The sequence below is a fragment of the Paenibacillus ihumii genome (genome assembly GCF_001403875.1).
In the GTDB taxonomy this organism is placed as follows: domain Bacteria; phylum Bacillota; class Bacilli; order Paenibacillales; family Paenibacillaceae; genus Fontibacillus; species Fontibacillus ihumii.
Map to the genome: position 1 here is coordinate 242,121 of NZ_LN884298.1, position 20,495 is coordinate 262,615.

Genomic DNA, 20,495 nt, shown 5'->3' on the forward strand with positions numbered 1-20,495 from the left:
ATAAGACTTATTGATGATTTATATGAACACGAAGCGACCATAATCTAACATAAATCCTCTGCTCTAAAGATACTGATAATCATTATCAGTTGTCAACTGTTTTTAATCGCTGTCTTGCGATTCTGCAATCATAAAAACGCAAATCAACGGAATCCCCAGGCTAGCAAGTCGCTTCACACGAGAGATTTCCTGTGACTTTAGAATTGTTCAGCATAGCTGATCTTCATAAACTCTGTTAATTAAAAAAAGGGATTTCCCTTAGGAAACCCCCTCTAACCAACATGCCTACTGTTCGGATTTGGCGAGCCTTACAAGAATATGGGCCAGGGCATGACGATGCTCCTTCTCACCGGCCTTCCATAATTCCTGAAGCAGCTTCTCTTCCCGGTTGCGCGGCTCCTCGTTAGCCGCCAAATAATCGCCGATTTTCTCCGCCGCCTTAGCTATTGCCTCCTCGCTAAGCCCTATTCCTTGAGCCAGCTCGATCCGCTCGCCTAAATAACGTTTGACAGCATCGAAGCTCTTCAGAATCTCTTCCTTCCGTTCTCCATCCATACGCTTAAGCGCATCATCCACTTTATTCAGCGCCATCTCGCCTTCCTTGTTGACTACATGATTATGCTCGGACATGTCTATACGCCTCCCTAAAGTTATGTTGGAGTTCGTAACTACATAACCCGGGCAGCAGCAGAATGAATCAGCTTATCGGCGTAGTTCGGCAAGCTTTAGGGCGTTCCGGATACCGGAACGGCATCATAATACTCCTCTAATGTAATGCCCCGCTCAAAAATATCCGCAGCGATCTCTTTGCCGACATAGCGTAAATGCCAAGGCTCGTACTTGTAGCCCGTAATGGCTTCTTTGCCTTCCGGGTAACGGATGATAAAGCCGTACTCCGCGGAATGCCGGGCAAGCCATTCGGCCTCCTTCGTTCCCCCGAAGCAGTCTTCGGCTGCGCATTTACCATCGCTTCCCGAGACGTCAATCGCCAGACCCGTCTCATGCTCGCTATGCCCCGGGACAGCGCTGTACGTCTTGGCCTTCTCCTCCCCGTCCCTCTCTACGTAGCGGTTAAACAAGCCCTTCTGCGTACTATGGGAGCGATAGGCCGATACGCCAGCCAAATAAATACCGTCCTTCTCGGCTCCAGCGAACATTTCCTCCAGTGCCTTAGCAGCCTCGCTGCGCATCATCCGCTTCTCGATCTTCTCCTTGAACGTAAAACGGACATCCGGGTAAACCAGATCAGAAGGCTCATAATCCTCTGGAAGCGCCAGCTCCTTATTGACAAGCACCGCGACGCTGTGCGGATCGGCTGCGGCCGCTTTGTCCACCGCCCCGGAGCCTTCCTCCGGATCTTGCGACGGAAGCTGTCCCGAATCCTGCCCGGCATTCTGGCCGCTGCCTTGTCCATCTTCCCCTGCGGCATTTCCCTGGCCCTCGTTCAAGTTGCCTGGCGCGCTATTCCCGGCCCCGGACACGGGAGCTGAATCAGCCGGCTTCGGCGAATCCTCCTTGCCGCATGCTGTCATAACGACAGCAGCGAGCATGCAGATCAGCAGAATGGCCGACAGCTTCAGCGGATGTCTTTGTTCTCGTCCCTTGCCTTGTTGTCCTGATGCTATTTCAAAGTTATTCACTTCACGCTCTCCCCTTTGCTCCATTCCCTAGAGATATGGCATATTTCTATCCTTTACAACGTGTCAGAGCCGCCTAATGCTGCGCTTAGCTTCATACCGCTCCGCATTCATCGGCCCCGTCGGCCACGGCCGCCCCCGCGCTCCGCTCTCCCGGTCCGGCCTCCGTCTTGCCTTGCGGTATGGCCGCCTCTTGCATTCATACGTTTGCCGCCTCGTGCCTGGCCAAGCTGGGAGGCGGCACGTCCGCGGCCGGCATGGTCTCCGTCTTGGCCGCGGCGGCCTCCGCTCGCTCTTCCCTCCGCCAGCTTCCCGCCCTCCGGCCTCTTGCCTTTCCTTGCCGTGTCCTGCACCTCCCGCTTGGCAGCCGTGCGGCCGCTCGCAGGATCCGCTGCTCCGTTCCTGTCCTGTCGCCGGCGCTCCAGCTTCATGCCGATGCCCCGCTCAATCAGCCGGAGCGCATCGATGTCTCTCGGAGCAACAAAGGTGACCGCGATCCCTCTCTCTCCAGCCCGGCCCGTCCGGCCGATCCGATGGATATAACTGTCCACGTCCTGAGGGATATCGTAGTTGAACACATGGGTTACGCCCTCTACATCGATTCCCCGCGCTGCCACATCGGTGGCAACAAGCAGTTCCAGCTTCGCTTCGCGGAATGCGCGCATGACCTGCTCCCGCTTCGACTGGGACAAATCGCCGTGCAGCTCGTCCGAAGCAAATCCGGCCTCCTGCAAGGCTTCATTCAGCTTGCTGGCCCGCCGCTTCGTACGGCAGAAAATCACTGCCAGATAAGGGCGGTGACTGCGAATCAGCTCAACCAGCGCCCCTTGCTTGCCCCGATCGGTGCATTCTACTGCGATTTGCCGAATGTTATCCAGAGTCACGCGAGAGGTTTCCGCGATCCGGATATCCCGCGGCCGATCCATATACGTCTTAGCCAGCCGCTTCACATTGTCCGGCATCGTCGCTGAGAACAGCATGGTCTGCCGGCTCTTCGGCACCATGCGAATAATCGCCTCCACCTCGGCCAGAAATCCCATATGCAGCATCTGATCCGCCTCATCGAGCACGAGCATGCGCACGGCACCAAGCGTCAGCGAACCCCGGCGCAGATGGTCGAGCAAGCGGCCCGGCGTGCCGATAACCAGCTGGGTGCCGTTCTGCAATTTTCGAAGCTGCCGCTCCACATCCTGTCCTCCGTAAGCAGCAAGAATCGATATTCCTTCCCGGGCAGCTGCCAGCTTGCGCGCCTCCGCCGTAATCTGGATGGCTAATTCCCGGGTTGGCGTAATGATCAGCGCCTGCGCTTCAGACCGATCCGCCCGCAGCTTATCCATGATCGGCAGCAGGAAGGCCAGCGTCTTGCCCGTTCCCGTCTGAGCCTGAACAATCGCGTCCTCCCCTGTCAGCAGCACGGGTATGGCCGCCTCTTGCACTGGCGTTGGACGGCTGATGCCGTAACCTAGCAGGGTTTGAACAAGCTTTGGCGATATGCCCCATTGGTCAAAAGTTGTCAAATAAATCCACCTCGTCGTGTTGTAATTTCGATATTTAAAAAAGACCGGACCCGCGTCCAATCAGCGTTCCGGCCTTTTGCAGAAGCTTTTCCCTATTCCCCGCTTTACACTTGTAGAAATCCCTGCCATGAAGGCAGCTTAGCCCGGCGATCTTGCAGCCCACTTCGCAGCCTGCAGCACCAGCTTGCGGTATTCCGGGTGCTGGAAAACCGCTTGATCGCGGCCCGGCAGAAGATAGACCACACGGCCAAGGCCGTAGCTGTGCGCCCATGCCGCCGGATGCCATTCCCCATCCATCTCGTATTCCAGCAGGATCGTCGTTTCGCTAAACGGATCAAATTCAAAGCGATAAGGCTCGTCCTCGATCTCGAAGGGCGAAATATGAAGCATGATATCATGCTCCGGCGCAGCCACGCGCATCTGCAATTTGCGAGTGGAAGGGTGCGATACATTCCTGGCGCCGATCAGCTGCGCAAGCTCGTATTTCTTCTGCAGCACGATGCCGTTATGAAGTATAAGCAGTCCGCGGCCGCCGCTGATGCAGGACAGAAGGCCGGCCGTCTGCTTCGAGGACAGCTTCTCTCTCCAGCTGTCGTGATAGGAAATACAAAGATCGAACGACTGCAAATTGCTCTCCTCAAGCATATGATTGTTCTCTGTGCACTGCACCGTGAAGCTGTCATTCAGAATATGGGTAATTTCCAGGTCAACCCCTTGCAGGGGATAAAATTTAGGATGAGTGTAGTCTCCGATCAGCAGCGCTCTCTTCTTATTCATGATCTGCTCCTCCTGTCTGTAAAGTTTCCAGCCCCAGGCAAGGCAGGGCTTATTGGCTTGTCAGCAGGGGATCGCTCTCGCCGGCGAAGAATCGTGCCAGCTCAACAATCATGCTGCCCATTCGCTCCTCCTTTGGAGCGACAACGCGCGGAATGCCCGCTTCATATAATCCCTGCGCCGTCACTCTGCCGACGGCAACGGCGATCACCGGCCCCTTCAGCGCAGCGATGAGCTCGTCATAACGCCCTTGCTTCTGCGCATATTCAAACAAGAACCTCACCTGCGGGCTGCTTGTAAAGGATACGGCATCGACACGCCCCTCAATCAGGTCGAACAATAACCGGTTCAAATCTTCCTCTGGCGGGGCAATATGCCGATAAGGCATCAATTCCGTGCAAATTGCCCCCTGCTGCTCGAGCCAGGCTACCAGCTTCGGCGCAGGATCACCGTACAGCTGCAGCAGTACCGTGGCATCCTTCAAATCATATGCGCCCAGCTCACGAATCAGTCCGTCTGTGCTGCCGTCATCATCGCGGACATGAGGCGCCAGCTGACGCTTCTTCAATACGTTTACCGTCTTATATCCCCTCGCAGCGATACGCGATTTGGAGAGATTGTCCAGCAGCGGGGCCAGAAGCCCCAGCTCCTCGGCCATTTCAAACAGCGCAGCAAGCCCGATGCCCGTTGTAAAAATCGACCATTCCGTCGGACGGCTCACCCACGCCTGAATGCCTTGGCGAAGCTCCTCATCGTTTAAGAATACCGTTCCCTGCGCCGGTCTATATAGCGGAACACCCCCCATATTCTCAATCAGCTTCCCCAGTTCCTCCGCCCGGCGAGGGCCGGTCAGCGCAATTCGCTTGCCTTCTAATCTTCTAGCCACAGCTTTACCCCCGTCCCAGCCATCTTTAAAAAACAGCTTCTTTTATCATAAGCTTAAACGACACCGGGGCCTAAGTAAATCGTTCTCTTGCATCTTTCTCGTTAGAATGAATTCCGACTGGAACATTTATGCATCCAACTTTAGCATCATGCCCGGGTTGACGAATAGGCCCGCTAACCGCAAAAAAAGCCGCCCCGCTGTCAACCAGTGACTTGCGTGACGGCCCCTGTTCCCCATTTAGCAGTTCTCTAGCCTAGGATTTCCGCAGCTTGAATTGGCTCACCATTTCCTCCAGCCGTCCGGCGATTAAGGACAGCTGGGCTGTGGAGGATGCAATTTCCTGGATCGAGGCGAATTGTTCCTCCGCGGCTGCGGAAATCGTTCCTACATTCTCGGCCCCCTCTTCCGAAATGCCGCGAATAGCCGACATCGTCTCCGATACCTTGCCCGCGCCAACCGTCAATTCTTGGGCCGCGCCGGATACCTCTTCGATTTTGGCTGCGGCTCCCCGGACGGCTCTGCGGATTCGCGAGAAGCTCCGGCCGGAAATATCGACGGCAACAATTCCTTCCTCTACGCCTTTCCTTGCATTCTCCATCGACTGCAAGGCCCGCTGAACCTCCGACTGAATGCCGCCGATAAGCTCTTCGATCTGGCGGGCAGAGCTCTCGGAGCCCTCGGCCAGCTTGCGGACCTCTGCCGCGACGACGGCAAATCCCCGGCCCTCCTCCCCGGCTCTGGCCGCTTCGATCGAGGCGTTCAGGGCCAGCAAATTGGTCTGCTGCGCTATCCCTGTAATAACGCCGACGATTCCGCCGATGTTCTCGGTATTCTCGCTCAAGGTCTGAATGACCGTGCCGAGCTCATCAACCGTCCTGTGTATATGTTCGATTTTCTCAACAACGCTGATCACGGAGGTGTTCCCCTCCTCCGCGACTGCCGTCGTCTGTTCCATCGTTTCGGTCACATTTTGGATATGGCTGGAGATAGCCTCGGCCTGACGAGAAATATCCTCAATGCCTTTGACGCCTTCGATCAAACTTTGTGTTTGCTGCTCGCTTCCTGCCGCCACTTCTTGAATCGCCATAGTAACATGCTCGATGGCTTTGGTGGTCTGATCTGCGCTGGCCGACAACTGATTCGCCGATAGGGTGACCTGGCTGGACGCTTGGCCCATCTCTGTCAGCATGGCATCCCAGTGATCAACCGCCTCCTGAACCCGTTTAGCTACCGCGCCGATCTCATCTTGGCGGCCCGCTCCGCTAATCTGCTCTGTCAGGTCCCCCCGGCTGATCCTCTGAATAGATTCGCTTAACCGCTGCAGCGGCCCCGTTATGCTCCGGGCGAGCAATGCGGCCACCAGCAGGGCAAAGACAACAGATGCCGCCCCCGCGATCCACGTCGAGGTGTCCCTCAGCAACAGCAGCAGAACATTAGCAACGACAGCAATCAATACACTGGCCACAAGCAGTGAGAGTGTTACGCGCTTCTTCATTTGCACAATCCTTTCCATAATATAAATTTGAGCCGTTTAGACTATGTAGTGGTTATTCCGTGGTTATTCTGTGTTTATGCCTGTTATGTTCAACATAATCTGCATATTTCCCTCCAATACAGACCGCAAAAAAACCGTTCACCCAAATAAAAGTGAACGGTTTTTTTGGGCTTCTGTCGCCGTCGAATCTCCTCGAAGAATGCCGTACAGCAGGGAAAGCCGAAGTCGCCTCTTAATCAGCCAGGCGGTAGCCTACGCCGCGTACAGTCGCGATATAGGTCGGGTTAGCCGCCCGATCGCCAAGCTTCTTCCGCAAGCTCTTGATATGCACGTCAACCACGTTGCTGCCGCCCATGAAGGAGGTATCCCACACTTCTGCCAGGAGCTCCTCCCGGGACATGACGCTTCCTTCATGATCCACAAGCTTGATCAGCAGCTCGTATTCCGTCTTGGTTAGTTCGATGGCGGTCCCGTCGCGATAGACCTGCATTTTCCTGCGGTCGATCCACAGATCCTTGTAAATCACCGTGCCGGCTGTCGGCAGTGCAGAGGAGGCGGCTGGCCGATGATCGCTCGTGCGAATAATCCGCTGCACGTGGTAGAGCATCTCATTCGGCGATGCCGGCCAAACGAGCAGCTCCTGGTTCATCAGGCTCTGATCCATTTGCGACAGCATCGCCTCATTCACTAGCAGCAAGGACGGAACGCCCTCCAGGTCCTGCAGCATCCGCTTCGAGACTAGCAGCGCCTCGTCACGGCTGCGATAGGCGGTCAGGTCAAAAATCACCAGATCTGCCGCCAACGCATTCCGTATGCCCTGCTCCCAATGATGGAACACCAGAACATCGAAGCAGCCCACGGACAAATCTCTCACCAGCTCATGAATCCCGCTTGGATAAGGGCTGACGAGAATAACGCGCTGCGTAATTGGACAGGCCTGAAGCTGACCGGAAGCCAACGGCCCCTCGCTGGAAGCAAGCTCTTCCCCGGGGTGTCTGAATGCCGTTGCTGTTGCCGCTCCCGTTGCCGCCCTGAGACTCCTCTTTATTTCTTCTGCCTGCATGCTGGGCACACCCCCCCAAATACAACATGGGCATGATGCACGTCATATCCGGTCTCCTTGGCTACATCGGCGCTCCAATCCTCGGGAACCTTCGACATGACCTCATCTACTCTTCCGCATACCTCGCATAGAATATGCTGATGGTCGTCAAGCTTTGCGTCATAGCGGCTAGCAGCCTCGCCCAGCTTCAACTCGCGGATCAATTCCTTCTCCGTTAAATATCTAAGCGAATTATAGACCGTACCGTAAGCGAAGTTATACCCTTGCTCCACCAAACGGTTCATCACTTCCGCTGCTGTCGGATGATCATTCGCATTGCGAACGACATCATAAACAGCTTTGCGCTGCGTCGTTAGATTTAGTGATTTCATATATAGAATCATTCCTTATGATTTGTTTTTAGAATTAGTATAAGTCTTATTACATGATACGTCAAGACGGCGTTAAGACAGGTAGTGGCCACATCATGTTCCATTTTATGCAGACTCTGTATGGGAAGGCTGCCTCTTTTCCACAATAAGACACCCCCATTATTTGCTGACCGCTCCACTTTCATGCGGATTACGACAACAGCGGCAAACGGATAGCCTTGAAAAAGCAAGCTGTCTGCAGATGCTTTAATTCACTGCCATCGTGGTAATAATGGAGAACAAGCGCGATTATAAGGAGGCTAGCGATGAATAACCAAGAAAAGGATCCCGGAGCATTGCCCCGCTTCCCCCAGTCGATGTGGAGGCATACAACAGATTTGCCCTCTTTCCCCAGGCTGGAGGAGGACATTGAGACCGATGTCGCCATCATCGGCGCCGGCATTACGGGCATTACCACCGCCTATTTGCTGTGCAAGGCCGGCTTCAAGGTAGCCGTAGTGGATGCAGCGGAAATACTAGACGGAACTACCGGCTTCACAACGGCAAAGATCACATCCCAGCATGGCATGATTTATGATAAGCTGCGAACGCATTTCGGGGATCAAGAAGCCAGGCTGTATTACGAAGCCAATGAGGAAGCCCTCTCCTTCATTCGGGCCACGGTAGAGGAGCATCAGATCGAGTGTCAATTGCAGCAGCAGGATGCCTATTTATATGCTGACTCTGAGGAGCAGGCAAAGCAGCTGCGCAAGGAATGGGAGGCTTATGAGAAGCTTGGGCTGCCGGGCGAATGGTGCGAGACCTTGCCGATTCCCCTACAAGTTCATGGAGCGATCCGGCTGAAGGACCAGGCCCAATTCCATCCGCTGCAGTACCTGCGCGTCCTTGTCGATTACGTAACCGCCCACGGCGGTGCCCTGTACGAAAATACGACCCTGGAGGATGCAGCCGACAACACCGGGGATGGACGGCGGCAGCTGGCTACGGAGAACGGCCATAAGATTATTTGCAAATATGCGATCTCTGCCTCGCATTTCCCGTTCTACGACGGGGGCGGGTTCTACTTTACGAGACTGCATGCAGAACGGTCGTACGTGGTTGCCATAGAACCGGAGATTCCCCTGGAGAAGGGCATGTACATTAACTGCGGCGATCCCAAGCGTTCATTGAGATCGGCTCTGCTCGACGGCGAACAGGTCATTCTGGTCGGCGGAGAATCGCATAAGACGGGAAAAGGCGAGTGTACATTCAAGCACTATGAAGAGCTGGAGAAATTCGGAGGCCAGCTGTTCGGAGCCAAAAGCATCCCTTATCGCTGGTCGACCCAAGACCTCATCACCATTGACGAAGTCCCTTATATCGGAGCCATTGCCGCGGACGAAGACAATGTTCTCGTGGCGACCGGCTTTGCCAAATGGGGCATGACGAACGGAACCGTGGCTGCCCTCATGTTCCGCGACATCATTATGGGCCACGGCAACAAATATACCGATCTGTACAAGCCATCCCGCTTCAAGGCGAATCCGGGGATCAAGAACTTTACGGTACAGAATGCGGATGTAGCCAAGGAATGGGTGTCCGGCAAGGTCGGGTTCATTCGCCGCAAGCCAGATGAGCTAAAGGCCGGCGAGGGCGGGGTCGTTCGGCTTCACGGCAGAAGAGCCGGCGGCTATAAGGATGCGGAGGGCAATTTATACATCGTCGACACAACATGCACACATCTCGGCTGCGAGGTGGAATGGAACGAGGCTGAGCGCTCCTGGGACTGCCCGTGCCACGGGTCAAGGTTCAATTATAAAGGGGAAGTGCTGGAAGGGCCGGCCACGGAAAATTTGCCGCTGCTCGCTCAGGACTCCTAAGGAGCAGAGTTAACATAGCGGAAGACAGAGCGCCAATGAAGAAAGCACCGTCAGGTGCCTTCTTTTTCGTCAGGTATATTGCATTATTCAGTACTGGATGATAACATGTAGGAGAAACGACAGCTCATGAACACTAACTAATATACTAGGAAGAAGAGGCGATGCCATTTGGATATCAATATCCAATTCAAAAAAGGCGCCTTGGAAATTTGCGTGCTCGTACTGATCCACGAGAAAGACCGCTATGGATATGAATTGGCCCAATCCGTCTCGGAGCATATTGAAGTGGCGGAAGGCGCGCTGTACCCCCTGCTACGCAGGCTCGTTAACGAGGGACACTGCACGACGTATTTACAGGAATCGAGTGAAGGCCCGCCCCGTAAATATTATAAATTGACTCCCCAAGGGGAAATTCACATGAAGAAGCTGGTGATTGAATGGAAACGATTCGTCAGCAACGTATCCAATTTAATCGAGAGAGGAAGCCATCTATGAACAAAAGCGAATTCATATCGCTGCTCAGCTCTCATCTGTCGGCGCTGCCGCCAGAGGAGCGCAGCGAGCTTATGGAGGACTATGAAGCCCATTTTGCTTTTGCCCTTCAGAATGGAAAAACCGAGGAAGAGATCGTTCGCGAGCTGGGCGATCCGGCCGAATTGGCCCAGGAAGCATTAGGTAACCGGGTTGCTCCTCAGCACCCCTTGTACTGGTTTGGAGACAGGCCGGAAGGTCAAGCGGCTGGAACTCCAGCGGCTCAGGCCCCGGCAGCTCAAGTCCCGGCAGCAGCCCGCCCCCGTTACCGGAAGGCAGCTCCGGCGGTGTATACCGGGCTATTCTTCTTGAACCTGCTCATGATGCCTCTTCTGGCTGCATTATGGGCATTCGGTCTGTCGATCGCCTTGGCGGCTGCCGCCGGCATCTTCAGCCCCGCCTTCCTGCTGCTTGAGTATGCTTTTAATGGCGCTTTCCAGCCAGCAAAGGCCTTTGCGGTACTTACAATGGTTGGCCTTGGCATTTTTCTGGCCATCGGCTCGCGCTATGCATACTCGAACATTACTAAACTAAGCGCGTCTTATTGGGCATGGAACGTCCGAGCCGCCAAAGGAGTTAAGATCAATGAATAGAAGAAGTTGGACCCTGATTGCGACCCTTTTCATTATCCTCGGCATCAGCGGGATGATCTACCAAGGCTTCGGCTTCGAAGAAGAACAGCCTTCTTATACGCAGAAATGGACGTTCGGAGATAATGAGCTGCAAGCTCTCTCCATCAACAGCGACTATCATGTAGAATTCGAATTCATCAACAGTCCCGATGGCACCAACTATGTAGAAGCCAGCGGTAATTTGCCGCAGAAATCGATCGATTATCTTACAAATACGAAAATCGCGGATCGCAGCCTAGCCCTTCAATTCAAGGAGGAGCACGTCATTCGTTTCCTCAGCTTTAACTTCCAGTCTTCGACCCAGCACGTGACAGTGGCTCTGGCTGACCCTGAACAGGCGTTGAACCAGATCGCCGTCGACCTGAACTCCAACAATGGAAAGTTCAAAGCGCTGCGCGCTAAGGAGATCTCGCTGGAGGCTAGCTCGGGGAATATGGATGGCCGGGAGATAACCGCAGACCATTTGCAAGTAAGAGCCCATTCCGGCAGAATATCGCTGGAGCAGGTTGCCGCCGACACCGAGCTTAGGGTAACCTCGGGCAATGTAGATTTCGATCAATTCAATGGATCCTTGTCTGTCAAAATGACGTCCGGAGATTTCTCTGCTCAGAACCTGGAAGGCGACATTGAGGCTACAATGACCTCAGGAAATCTCAGGGTCAGCGACTGGACGGGTAACGGAGCGTTCAAGTCAACCTCCGGCAATATCACGATTAAGGATCAGCGTTCGGACTCCCTGGACATTGGCATTCACTCCGGAAACGTCAGTGTATCTGCTGATCCCGGGTTCAAAGGCACTTACGATCTGGGAACTACCTCTGGAAATATCGACGCTCCGGATTCACCCGGCGTGACCGACGACATCATCAAAGTGCGTTCCACTTCCGGCAATATTAAGATTAGATAATAGAAGCGAGTTCAGCTGGAACCTTTATCTGTCCGGATAAACATAAAAACAAGAGTTGTCCGGAAAGTAAACTTCCCAACCGGTTGCCCTTGATGTGAGCAAACACGGTCTGGTCTCCGGTTGCCCCTGATGTGAGCAAACACGCTCTCGGCCTCCGGTCGCCCATGATGTGACTAAACACGCTCTCCAGCTCCCTTTTACGCCCAGCAGGAATCACGGGTTTCTCGTTCTAAGTGGAATTATAGTAGTTAGTTTCTACGGCAAAGCAAGGAGAGCAAATTTAAATGGATTTCATGTCGTTAGAAGAAGGGAACTATCCATCACGGGCGGGATTCTTGATTTTAGGTGCATCAAATCCATCTAATCTATTGAACCACTCCTTTACAGCATAATTAGATACATGAATTCCATTTAGTGTCCGCCAGCTTAGTCCAACAATTAAATAGGATGAGCAAAAAAATGGGATACAGGCAAGGGAGAAATTGATTCCGCAGAAACGAATAACTTTCTAAAGGAAAGGGGCTGTCCCGGAAGTCATCTTTAATGGCTTCTGGGACAGCCCCTTGTTTTGACGTAGTGGGTGCCAAGACCTTTTCTCTAGGCGATTTCGCCAGCGATGGCATCGCGGTACGACTTCAGCGAGTAATAAACGACCGTCTGCATGAGGCTCTGATCCTCTTCAGGGATAAGCGTCTTAGCATATTCCCAGGCGTTCTCTTCGATGCGAAGGGCGATCCTCTTCCGCTCCAGCTCGCTATCGCAGGCATCCAGAAGATCCGACAGCTCCTTCAGACTGGCATCCTCCGCATGGCCAAGCTCATGGGCAAACACGATGCGAAGCACCTGGGGGAACACCTCCAGCGAGCCAAACAGACTTAAGCATTGCTTCTTGATTTCATCTAAATACATCGTGACTCTATGATCAGCCATGCTATATTTACCGCCTACGTTCCGACCCCCGGGAAACCGCGAGCGAACGTCAAGGGAGACCGTGCTGCCTGACTGCATGAGCAATTGATTCATAATAAGCTGTGCTGTACTTTCCAAATGGATTCCCCTTATTTCTTGTAAATTGACATGGCGTATTCTGATTTTCTTCAACCAGTACGTTTTTGCCTTCCTCATTATAATCCAACAGATTCCAGAAATGAATAACAGAGCAACCATTATTTTTACATTTTTTATTTGGCGTAAAAGCGGTCAAGCCGTTTCTCCATATGCGCCTGCAATGCCGACAGAACCGTGCTGAACAGCAAGTAAATCATAGCAACCTCGCTGTACACGAGCAGCGGCTCATAAGTCGCTGAGGTGATTTCCTGCGCTTTACGGAACATCTCCGCATAAGTAACCGTAAAGGCCAGCGAGGTGTCCTTCACCAGACTGATGAAGGAATTGCTCAGCGGCGGAACGGCTACGCGGGCCGCTTGAGGAAGGATGACGAGGCAGAGCGCCTGCAGCCGGCTCATTCCCAGGGAATAGGCGGCCTCCCATTGCCCCTTCTCAATCGACAGGATCGCCGCGCGGACGATCTCCGAGCCATACGCTCCCACGCTTAGCGTAAAGCCGATGACCGCCGCAGGAAACGGCTCCAGCGTAATGCCCACGCTTGGCAAGCCATAGAAAATAATGAACAGCTGCACGAGCAGCGGAGTTCCCCGAATCACCCATACGTAGAACCGGGCGGCCTGCCGGATCGGCGTCCACCTCGACAGTCTCGCCAGGGCAGTCAATATCGCCACTAGCATGCCGAGGCCGAAGGAGATCAACGTCAGCGGAATCGTAAAAGCAACCCCCGCTTTAAGCAGGGGCAGCAGCGAATCGATAAATATTTGTACAAGTCTGTCGTTCATATCAAGACATCCTTTAAAGGTCAGACCGGCTAAACCGCCATTTATTTAGATACGTCTGCACCGAAATATTTGTTGGAAATCTCCAGGTACGTGCCGTCCTCCTTGATCGCTGCCAGCGCTTCATTGACTGCGTTGACGAGCTCATCATTCCCTTTGTTGAACAGCGCCGCGCTCTTCGCCGCCTCCGGCAGCTCATCGACGACTTTCAGAGGTACATCCGGCTTTTGCTTTTTCAAATCCAGAAAAGACAAACCGTCATTGACCGTCGCATCGATCCGCTTCGAGAGCAGCAAATCGACCGCCTGGTTGAAGCCCTCCGTCCCGACGATTTCCGCCCCGTTCTCCTTAGCGATGTCCGTCAGATTGCTCGTCAGCGACTGTCCGGCCTTCTTCCCCTCAAGATCCGCAAACTTCGTGATCTCCTCATTATCTTCGCGGACGATCAGTGCGGCACGAGATACGATATAGGCATCCGAGAAATCATACTTCTCTTTGCGGTCATCCCGAATCGTGACCTGATTGAACACCGTATCGAACCGTTTCGCATCAAGTCCAGCAAAGATTCCATCCCACGGAGTCTCGATGAACTCGGCCTCAACGCCAAGGCGCTTGGCAACCTCCTGGGCCAGCTCCACGTCAAAGCCGGTCAGCTTGCCGTCTTTATCATGATACGTGAACGGAGCGTACGTGCCTTCCGTCCCGATCCGGATCTTGCCGCTCGCCTTGATGGCTTCCAGCAGATCCCCGGGAGCCAGTTCGGCCTGCCCTTCATTGCCAACGCTGGCTTGAGCCAAAGAATTGCCGGTCTGATTGCCCGGGCTGCTCGCTCCTCCACCGCAGGCCGCGGCCAGCATTGCCGTTAATAGTAAGGTTAGAACGACCAAGCTAAGCTTCTTCATTTCCATCAGACCCCTATCTAATAAGTTTTATTTAATTCATACAATTCATCTCGGATTAATTGATTATATTACGCCCTATCTTAAATCCCGTCAATCCTTTTTTGTAGAACCAAACTATTGAAAATAAATGCCAAAACGGATACAATTTGAGTAATGTTATTCGAAGGAGGTGGGGTAGAGTGGATCGCAATTTCGTTTGGAATCGAATTAGCCAATTGCCTATGGCATTATTTGGCATTACCCATAATGCAGCTGTCAACGGGAGAAGTCTGTCCATTTTCAGCCATACGATATCCAAATTACAATTGCGAAATGCCGCTCCTACCTTAACCTAACGGATCGTTACGTGAAGAAGGCTGCAGAATTTCTGCAGCCTTTTTTCGTCTCCAAAGGTAGCTATGCTTGTGATGGAAGCGGCGTGGGCCGAAGGAGATTATATAAAGATGATTATCCAATGCAGCAATATTCAAAAATACTATGGTGCCGAGCTTGTGCTCAGCAATGTTACCTGTGAAATTAAGCCCGGCGAGAAGGTCGGCTTGATCGGCCGCAACGGAAGCGGCAAGACGACGCTGATGCGCCTCTTGACCGGCAGTGAGACGCCCGATCAGGGCTCCATAGCTACCCGTAAAGACGCTGTGCTAGGCGCTCTTGCCCAGATTCCCGACTTTGCCGACAGCATGACGGTTTACGACGTGCTGAAATCCGCCTTTAAGCCTCTGCTGGCGATCGGCGAGCAGATGAGGCAGCTCGAGGCGGAGATGTCCGCGCTATCCACAGCAGGAACGAGCCCTTCTGGCCTGGAGCGTCTGCTCGAGCAGTACGGAAGCCTGCAGGAGGCCTTTGAGCGAAATGGCGGCTTTGAAATGGAAGCATCGATCGAGCGGGTGGCTAACGGGCTCCGTATCCCTTCCAGCAGCTTCCCTCGCGCCTTCCGCTCCCTGTCCGGCGGAGAGAAGACGAAGATCGGTCTAGCCGTCATTTTACTGCAGCAGCCGGACGTTCTTCTGCTCGATGAGCCGACCAACCATCTGGACATGGCCGCCATTCACTGGCTTGAGGAATTTCTGGCCGCTTTTAAAGGTACCGTTATCGTGATATCTCATGACCGCTATTTTCTCGACAGGGTAGCTGGCAAGATCATCGAAATCGAGGACGGCGAAGCCTTTACCTACCCTTGCAGCTACAGCGAGTACAAGAAGGAGAAGGAGCGGAGACTGCTGCAGCAATTTGCCGACTATCAGGAGCAGCAGAAGAAGATCAAGAAGATGCAAGAGACCATTAAGCAGCTGATCGAATGGGGAAACCGCTCCAACCCGCCGAATCCTGGCTTCCACCGCAGAGCGGCCTCTATGCAAAAAGCGCTAGATCGCATGGTGAAGCTGAAGAAGCCCGTGCTTGAACGAAAGCGCATCGATCTGCAGCTGTCCCAGTCCGGCCGTTCCGGCAACGAGGTCATCGTGCTGCGAGAAGCAGGCAAGCGCATAGGAGAACGAACGCTGTACCGCGGAATAAATCATACGCTCCGTTACGGAGAGAACGCGGCCTTGATCGGCGGAAACGGCGTCGGAAAAACAACGCTCATGAAGAGCATTCTTGGCATCGAGCCTGTGCAGGAAGGAGAGATCCGGCTTGGCTCCCGGGTGGACACCGGGTACCTTGCCCAAGAATCGGCACCCAAGGACTATCCCGGGACGGTGCTGGAATATTTCCGGAATGAGCTTGGCATGGAAGCCGGGGAGGCCCGCAATCAGCTTGCGCGCTTTCTCTTCTATGGCAGCGATGTGTTCAAGAAGGTTCACAGTCTGTCTGGCGGTGAGTGGACGCGGCTCCGACTGGCTATACTGATGTATCACAAGCCGAATTTGCTGCTCCTGGATGAGCCGACCAACCATCTGGACATCGACTCCCGGGAAGCCCTGGAGGAAGCGCTCGAGGAGTACCCGGGCTCTGTGCTGGTTATCTCGCATGACCGGTATTTCATCAACAAGATTGCTAACCAGATCTGGGAGCTTGACCATGGCACCATGCTCATCACCGAGGGCAGTTATGAAGATCATCTGGCCGAGAGGAAGAAGCGGCAGCTACAGTCACTTCAACAGGCGGAGGCACCGTGGCAGCCGGGACAGATTGAGGTGTCCGGGCGGTCCATCATGCAGACCAGGGCAGCGGATCAATCCATCAAGAGCAGGACATCGGGACAACCTGAGCAGGCAAAGGCTGCCAAAGATCCCGCCAGCAAAGACCCGGATCATCCAGCTGCTTCTGGCGCTAATCCTGCCACGCTTCGCAAGCTGGAACAGGATATCGCCTCCATGGAGCAGCGGATAGCCCAGCTCGATGAAGCTATGCTGGATCCGGGCATCGCCCACGACGCCGAGAAGCTGGCGGATCTGCTGGAGGAGCGTAACGAAGTTCAGCGGAGTCTTGACCCGCTGATTGATAAATATATTTCCCTTTTGGAGCAGTAAAAGAACAGCAGCAACTAAAAAAGCTAGGAGTGAACGAATGATGAACCCGATTTCCTTCCACCTCAAGACCGATGATCCTCGCCTTGCCGCCTTGTCTGCAGCGGATGCCCGCATGGGGGCCTTGATTGCCCTGATCGGCGAGATCCAGACGGCGCCTCAAGGACCGCATTTCGCTTCGCTCGCCCGCTCGATCATCAGCCAGCAGATTTCCGTCAAAGCAGCGGCAACGATCCGCGGCCGGGTGCTGGAGCTGGCTGGAGAGCTAACCCCATCCGCCTTATCAGCGGTAAATGACGAAGCCTTGCGCGGGGCAGGGCTATCCGCCTCCAAGCTGGCTTATCTCCGCGACCTGTCCGGCAAAGTACTGTCGGGCGAGGTCGTGCTGGAGCGGCTGCACGAAATGGGCAACGCCGAAGTTATTCAAGTATTAACGTCCATTAAAGGCATCGGCAAATGGACGGCCGAGATGTTCCTGATCTTCGGCTTGGGGCGCGAGGATGTCGTGTCCGTCGGCGATGCCGGGCTTCAGCGCTCTGCCAAATGGCTCTATCAGCTGGAGGAGCGGGCGGATCGCAAATATCTGCAGCAGGTCATGGGCTCATGGAGTCCCTACGGGTCGATCGCCTCGCTTTATTTATGGGAAGCGATCAATGCGGGGCATGTGGATTCCGGCCATACTCTCGACCAGCTCCTTGATCCGCTGCTTTACAAGCAGCAGCACTGACCCGGTTATTTTCTTGGTAAAAATATATATTTTACTCTAGAACTCTTTATATTTATGGGATAATTTCCCATACTGGAGATATATGAGACTGCGTATTTAAATCACCGCAATCTGTTTATATATATATTTGAGTATTTTCTAGAGTGGAGTTGAGTCTATTGTTCCGTTCTGCAGGAATAAGCCGCGGGGTCAAATTTTATTTATTTGGACTGATGGCCTTCGTCGGCATTGCTTCTTGTGCCATTGTCTTGATCTATAACGATTACTTCTTTCTTGGCGATCCGCTGAGGCCTAATAATGACGACGTCAAATATATTCAGACCGCCCGCCTTTTACTGAACGAAGGCGTCCTTGCCTATAATACGGGAGACAAGCCCTCGGCCTTCATCATGCCCGGGCTGCCGCTCATCCTGGCGGGATTCATGGCCATGTTCGGCCAGGAGGACGGCGGGGTCATCGCTTATCGGCTGTATCAATGCGTCCTGCAGGTGCTGTCGATATATCTGATTTTTTGGCTGGGCAAGCGCATCTTCAACACCCGGGTCGCCCTGATCGCCTGTACGATCAGCGCGCTTTATTTGCCGGATTATTTCTCCTCCGGCGTCATTCTGTCCGAGACGACCTTCCGAACGCTTCTCCTGCTTCTGCTATGCGTTACGATCGTCGCTCTGGAACGGAATACGGCGCGCTATTACATTCTGCTCGGCGTGCTGACCGCAGCCGCCGCTTATTTCAAGCCCCATGCCTCCCTGTATCCCGCCGTGTTCCTCATTCTCTGGTGGAGGCATCGCGTACCGTGGCGGCTGATGCTGAAATATGCCCTGCTTATGGCCGGAACTTATGTCATCCTGCTTATGCCCTGGTGGATTCGCAACTGGCTGACATTCCACGAGTTCATTTTGTTCACCAACTCCGGAGGGAGCCCCTTTCTCCTGGGGACCCGGATCCGTTGGCAGCTGCCGCCGGCCGGCTTCTTCGAGGCGTATCCGCAGTATGATCCACAGACGCTGTTTCAGGGCTCGGATCGGCTGGCTGTGCAGAAGGGCCTCGACATTATCAAGTACGGCTTCAAGCACGAGCCGCTTAAATACTTGTATTGGTATACGTTGGGCCGATGGGTAGAGCTGTATTTCCATCCGTTCTACTCCCGCCCGATATGGCCCGTCACAAGGCCGGTCATGAACGTCGTCCAAATCGCCTTAATGGCGGTCAATATGCTCGGCATTGGCCTGGCAATGCTGAAGCACCGATGGGACAAGCTGCTGCCGCTGGTCCTGGCCCTCGGATATTTTACCGTCATTTATGTTCCCTTCGTCGCCTTCAATCGATACGGTTATCCGAACATGATTCTGTTAATCCTATTCGGGTCATATTGCATAGAACGGCTTATCCGGCATTTCAGCAGTTACTCCAAGAATGGTTTAAGAAGAAGGAGGACGGTGACGCCATGAAAACTCTCATCATCATCCCGGCGTATAATGAGGAAGGGAGCATTGGCTCCGTGATTGCGGATATCCGCCGGCATGTGCCGGAGGCGGACATCATTGTCATCAACGACGGCTCCTCGGACCGGACGGAGGAGGTCGCCATGGCCAGCGGAGCCCGCGTCTTGACGATGCCGTACAATGTAGGGATCGGCGGCGGCATGCAGACGGGGTACATGTATGCCAAGATGCTGGACTATGACGTAGCCGTACAAATGGATGCCGATGGCCAGCACCCGGCGAAGGAGCTGCCTAAATTGATCGGTCAGACCGCCCGGTACGATCTCGTGATCGGCTCCAGGTACGTGAAATCGACGTCATACCGCTCTTCCCGTATGCGGCGGATCGGCATGATCTTCTTCTCCAAGCTGGTCACGCTGCTGACGAGGCAGCGCTTCACGGATACGACCAGCGGCTTCCGCGCAGCCGGGCGCAAGGTGATCGGCTTGTATGCGAGCTATTATCCCATCGATTACCCGGAGGTGGAGTCCCTCGTCTATCTCAAACGCCATGGCTGTACAATTACGGAGGTGTCCACGGAAATGCAGCGGCGGCAAGCAGGCAGGTCCTCGATCACTCCAGCGAGGTCTGTCTACTATATGATCAAGGTAACCTTCTCTGTACTTATGAGCGCGATGCGATATAATAGAACGGCGGTGATCAAATAGATGTTCATTAACATTCTATCCGTATCGATAGCCATAGCCTTTCTTGTCATCGTTCTGGAGCTTGTGCGAAGACAAAGGCTGCGGGAGCAATATTCCTTGCTGTGGATATTGTTCAGTATCGTGCTGCTCATCGTGTCGTTTAATGTATCCTTAATGGAGTGGATTGCAGACCAGCTCGGCGTCAAATACGCTCCGGCCGTTCTTTTTCTCTTCGGCCTTCTGTTCTGCTTCTCACTCATACTTCATCTTACGATCGTCATTACCAAGCTGACGAGCCAGGTGCTTCGTCTTACCCAGGAAGTGGCGATCCTCAAGGCTCGGGAGGCGCTTTATGGAAAAAACAATTAGTTATGTGATGCTCCTCGGCAACATTCTGCTGCTGGTCACGGGGCAGGTGCTCTTCAAAATTGGACTCACCCGGTCAGGCGGTCTTGTGTGGAACAAGCTGCTCCTGTCCCCGATGATTCTCGGCGGCATCAGCCTTTACGGGCTTGCTACCATACTATGGTTTGCCGTTCTGACGCGCTTGCCGCTCAGCGTAGCTTATCCGATGCAGGCATTCGCCTATGTTCTTGCTCTTATTCCTGCTTACTTCCTTTTTGACGAATCCATCTCGGCAACCAAGCTGGCCGGCGTGGCCGTCATTCTATTCGGCGTATTCCTGCTCGCCAAATAAGCCGTACATCAGCAAAAAAGACACCGTTCGGGCTGACAACAACAGACCGAT

23 protein-coding genes are annotated in these 20,495 nt (G+C 53.9%); 11 read left to right on the forward strand and 12 right to left on the reverse strand.

Features of this window, described 5'->3' with window-relative positions:
- Positions 1–285: 285 nt before the first annotated feature.
- From BN2762_RS06175 to BN2762_RS06210, 8 genes are all read right to left on the reverse strand, one after another.
- Complete coding sequence (locus BN2762_RS06175; RefSeq protein WP_055106145.1) at positions 286–630, reverse strand: DUF3243 domain-containing protein; 345 nt, start codon at positions 628–630, stop codon at positions 286–288.
- 95 nt (positions 631–725) lie between these two features.
- The gene (locus tag BN2762_RS06180; protein WP_055106467.1) at positions 726–1,550 is read right to left on the reverse strand and encodes a M15 family metallopeptidase; all 825 of its coding nucleotides are present in this window, start codon (positions 1,548–1,550) and stop codon (positions 726–728) included.
- 197 nt (positions 1,551–1,747) lie between these two features.
- Entirely contained in the window at positions 1,748–3,154 is a 1,407-nt protein-coding gene (locus tag BN2762_RS06185) for a DEAD/DEAH box helicase (protein ID WP_055106146.1), read from the reverse strand.
- A gap of 138 nt (positions 3,155–3,292) precedes the next feature.
- Complete coding sequence (locus BN2762_RS06190; protein WP_055106147.1) at positions 3,293–3,931, reverse strand: ThuA domain-containing protein; 639 nt, start codon at positions 3,929–3,931, stop codon at positions 3,293–3,295.
- A 49-nt stretch (positions 3,932–3,980) separates the two neighbouring features.
- Positions 3,981–4,814 carry a uroporphyrinogen-III synthase gene (locus tag BN2762_RS06195; protein WP_055106148.1) on the reverse strand — a complete coding sequence of 278 codons (834 nt, stop codon included), beginning with the start codon at positions 4,812–4,814 and terminating at the stop codon, positions 3,981–3,983.
- 253 nt (positions 4,815–5,067) lie between these two features.
- Entirely contained in the window at positions 5,068–6,309 is a 1,242-nt protein-coding gene (locus tag BN2762_RS06200; protein ID WP_055106149.1) for a methyl-accepting chemotaxis protein, read from the reverse strand.
- Between the two features lie 232 nt (positions 6,310–6,541).
- Positions 6,542–7,372: a winged helix-turn-helix domain-containing protein gene (locus tag BN2762_RS06205; protein WP_055106150.1), complete on the reverse strand. Its 831-nt coding sequence runs from the start codon at positions 7,370–7,372 to the stop codon at positions 6,542–6,544.
- Entirely contained in the window at positions 7,354–7,743 is a 390-nt protein-coding gene (locus tag BN2762_RS06210) for a Fur family transcriptional regulator (protein WP_055106151.1), read from the reverse strand. The genes BN2762_RS06205 and BN2762_RS06210 overlap by 19 nt, the downstream gene beginning before the upstream one ends.
- Before the next feature lie 305 nt (positions 7,744–8,048).
- Between BN2762_RS06210 and BN2762_RS06215 the strand changes: the two genes are divergently transcribed.
- The 4 genes from BN2762_RS06215 (at position 8,049) to BN2762_RS06230 (ending at position 11,672) form a co-directional block, all read left to right on the forward strand.
- Entirely contained in the window at positions 8,049–9,602 is a 1,554-nt protein-coding gene (locus tag BN2762_RS06215; RefSeq protein WP_055106152.1) for an FAD-dependent oxidoreductase, read from the forward strand.
- 168 nt (positions 9,603–9,770) lie between these two features.
- Positions 9,771–10,097 (forward strand): PadR family transcriptional regulator, encoded by a 327-nt coding sequence (locus BN2762_RS06220; RefSeq protein WP_055106153.1) that lies wholly within the window; start codon positions 9,771–9,773, stop codon positions 10,095–10,097.
- Positions 10,094–10,726: a DUF1700 domain-containing protein gene (locus BN2762_RS06225; protein WP_055106154.1), complete on the forward strand. Its 633-nt coding sequence runs from the start codon at positions 10,094–10,096 to the stop codon at positions 10,724–10,726. The genes BN2762_RS06220 and BN2762_RS06225 overlap by 4 nt, the downstream gene beginning before the upstream one ends.
- The gene (locus tag BN2762_RS06230; RefSeq protein WP_055106155.1) at positions 10,719–11,672 is read left to right on the forward strand and encodes a DUF4097 family beta strand repeat-containing protein; all 954 of its coding nucleotides are present in this window, start codon (positions 10,719–10,721) and stop codon (positions 11,670–11,672) included. Before BN2762_RS06225 ends, BN2762_RS06230 begins: the two co-directional genes overlap by 8 nt.
- A 597-nt stretch (positions 11,673–12,269) precedes the next feature.
- Here the strand turns inward: BN2762_RS06230 and BN2762_RS06235 are convergent.
- The 4 genes from BN2762_RS06235 to BN2762_RS06245 are packed head-to-tail and all read right to left on the reverse strand — an operon-like array spanning position 12,270 to position 14,421.
- On the reverse strand, positions 12,270–12,602 hold the full coding sequence (locus BN2762_RS06235) for a hypothetical protein (RefSeq protein WP_230202440.1): 333 nt from the start codon (positions 12,600–12,602) through the stop codon (positions 12,270–12,272).
- Positions 12,603–12,651: 49 nt separating this feature from the next.
- On the reverse strand, positions 12,652–12,876 hold the full coding sequence (locus BN2762_RS27215) for a hypothetical protein (protein ID WP_187386494.1): 225 nt from the start codon (positions 12,874–12,876) through the stop codon (positions 12,652–12,654).
- Positions 12,854–13,522: an amino acid ABC transporter permease gene (locus BN2762_RS06240; protein WP_055106156.1), complete on the reverse strand. Its 669-nt coding sequence runs from the start codon at positions 13,520–13,522 to the stop codon at positions 12,854–12,856. Before BN2762_RS06240 ends, BN2762_RS27215 begins: the two co-directional genes overlap by 23 nt.
- Before the next feature lie 41 nt (positions 13,523–13,563).
- Positions 13,564–14,421, reverse strand: coding sequence for an amino acid ABC transporter substrate-binding protein (locus BN2762_RS06245; protein WP_187386481.1), 858 nt, complete (start codon positions 14,419–14,421; stop codon positions 13,564–13,566).
- Positions 14,422–14,600: 179 nt separating this feature from the next.
- On the opposite strand from BN2762_RS06245, the gene BN2762_RS28125 reads away from it, so the two are divergent.
- The 7 genes from BN2762_RS28125 to BN2762_RS06275 all read left to right on the forward strand — a co-directional run bounded on the left by BN2762_RS28125 (position 14,601) and on the right by BN2762_RS06275 (position 20,444).
- Positions 14,601–14,756 carry an RAxF-45 family protein gene (locus BN2762_RS28125; RefSeq protein WP_316246767.1) on the forward strand — a complete coding sequence of 52 codons (156 nt, stop codon included), beginning with the start codon at positions 14,601–14,603 and terminating at the stop codon, positions 14,754–14,756.
- Between the two features lie 108 nt (positions 14,757–14,864).
- The gene (gene abc-f / locus BN2762_RS06250; protein ID WP_055106158.1) at positions 14,865–16,892 is read left to right on the forward strand and encodes a ribosomal protection-like ABC-F family protein; all 2,028 of its coding nucleotides are present in this window, start codon (positions 14,865–14,867) and stop codon (positions 16,890–16,892) included.
- Between the two features lie 37 nt (positions 16,893–16,929).
- Complete coding sequence (locus tag BN2762_RS06255; RefSeq protein ID WP_230202441.1) at positions 16,930–17,616, forward strand: DNA-3-methyladenine glycosylase family protein; 687 nt, start codon at positions 16,930–16,932, stop codon at positions 17,614–17,616.
- A gap of 158 nt (positions 17,617–17,774) precedes the next feature.
- Positions 17,775–19,067 carry an ArnT family glycosyltransferase gene (locus BN2762_RS06260; protein ID WP_055106159.1) on the forward strand — a complete coding sequence of 431 codons (1,293 nt, stop codon included), beginning with the start codon at positions 17,775–17,777 and terminating at the stop codon, positions 19,065–19,067.
- Positions 19,064–19,768: a glycosyltransferase family 2 protein gene (locus BN2762_RS06265; RefSeq protein ID WP_055106160.1), complete on the forward strand. Its 705-nt coding sequence runs from the start codon at positions 19,064–19,066 to the stop codon at positions 19,766–19,768. The genes BN2762_RS06260 and BN2762_RS06265 overlap by 4 nt, the downstream gene beginning before the upstream one ends.
- Positions 19,769–20,116 (forward strand): DUF2304 domain-containing protein, encoded by a 348-nt coding sequence (locus BN2762_RS06270; protein ID WP_055106161.1) that lies wholly within the window; start codon positions 19,769–19,771, stop codon positions 20,114–20,116.
- Positions 20,100–20,444 carry an EamA family transporter gene (locus BN2762_RS06275; protein WP_055106162.1) on the forward strand — a complete coding sequence of 115 codons (345 nt, stop codon included), beginning with the start codon at positions 20,100–20,102 and terminating at the stop codon, positions 20,442–20,444. Before BN2762_RS06270 ends, BN2762_RS06275 begins: the two co-directional genes overlap by 17 nt.
- Positions 20,445–20,495: the final 51 nt, after the last annotated feature.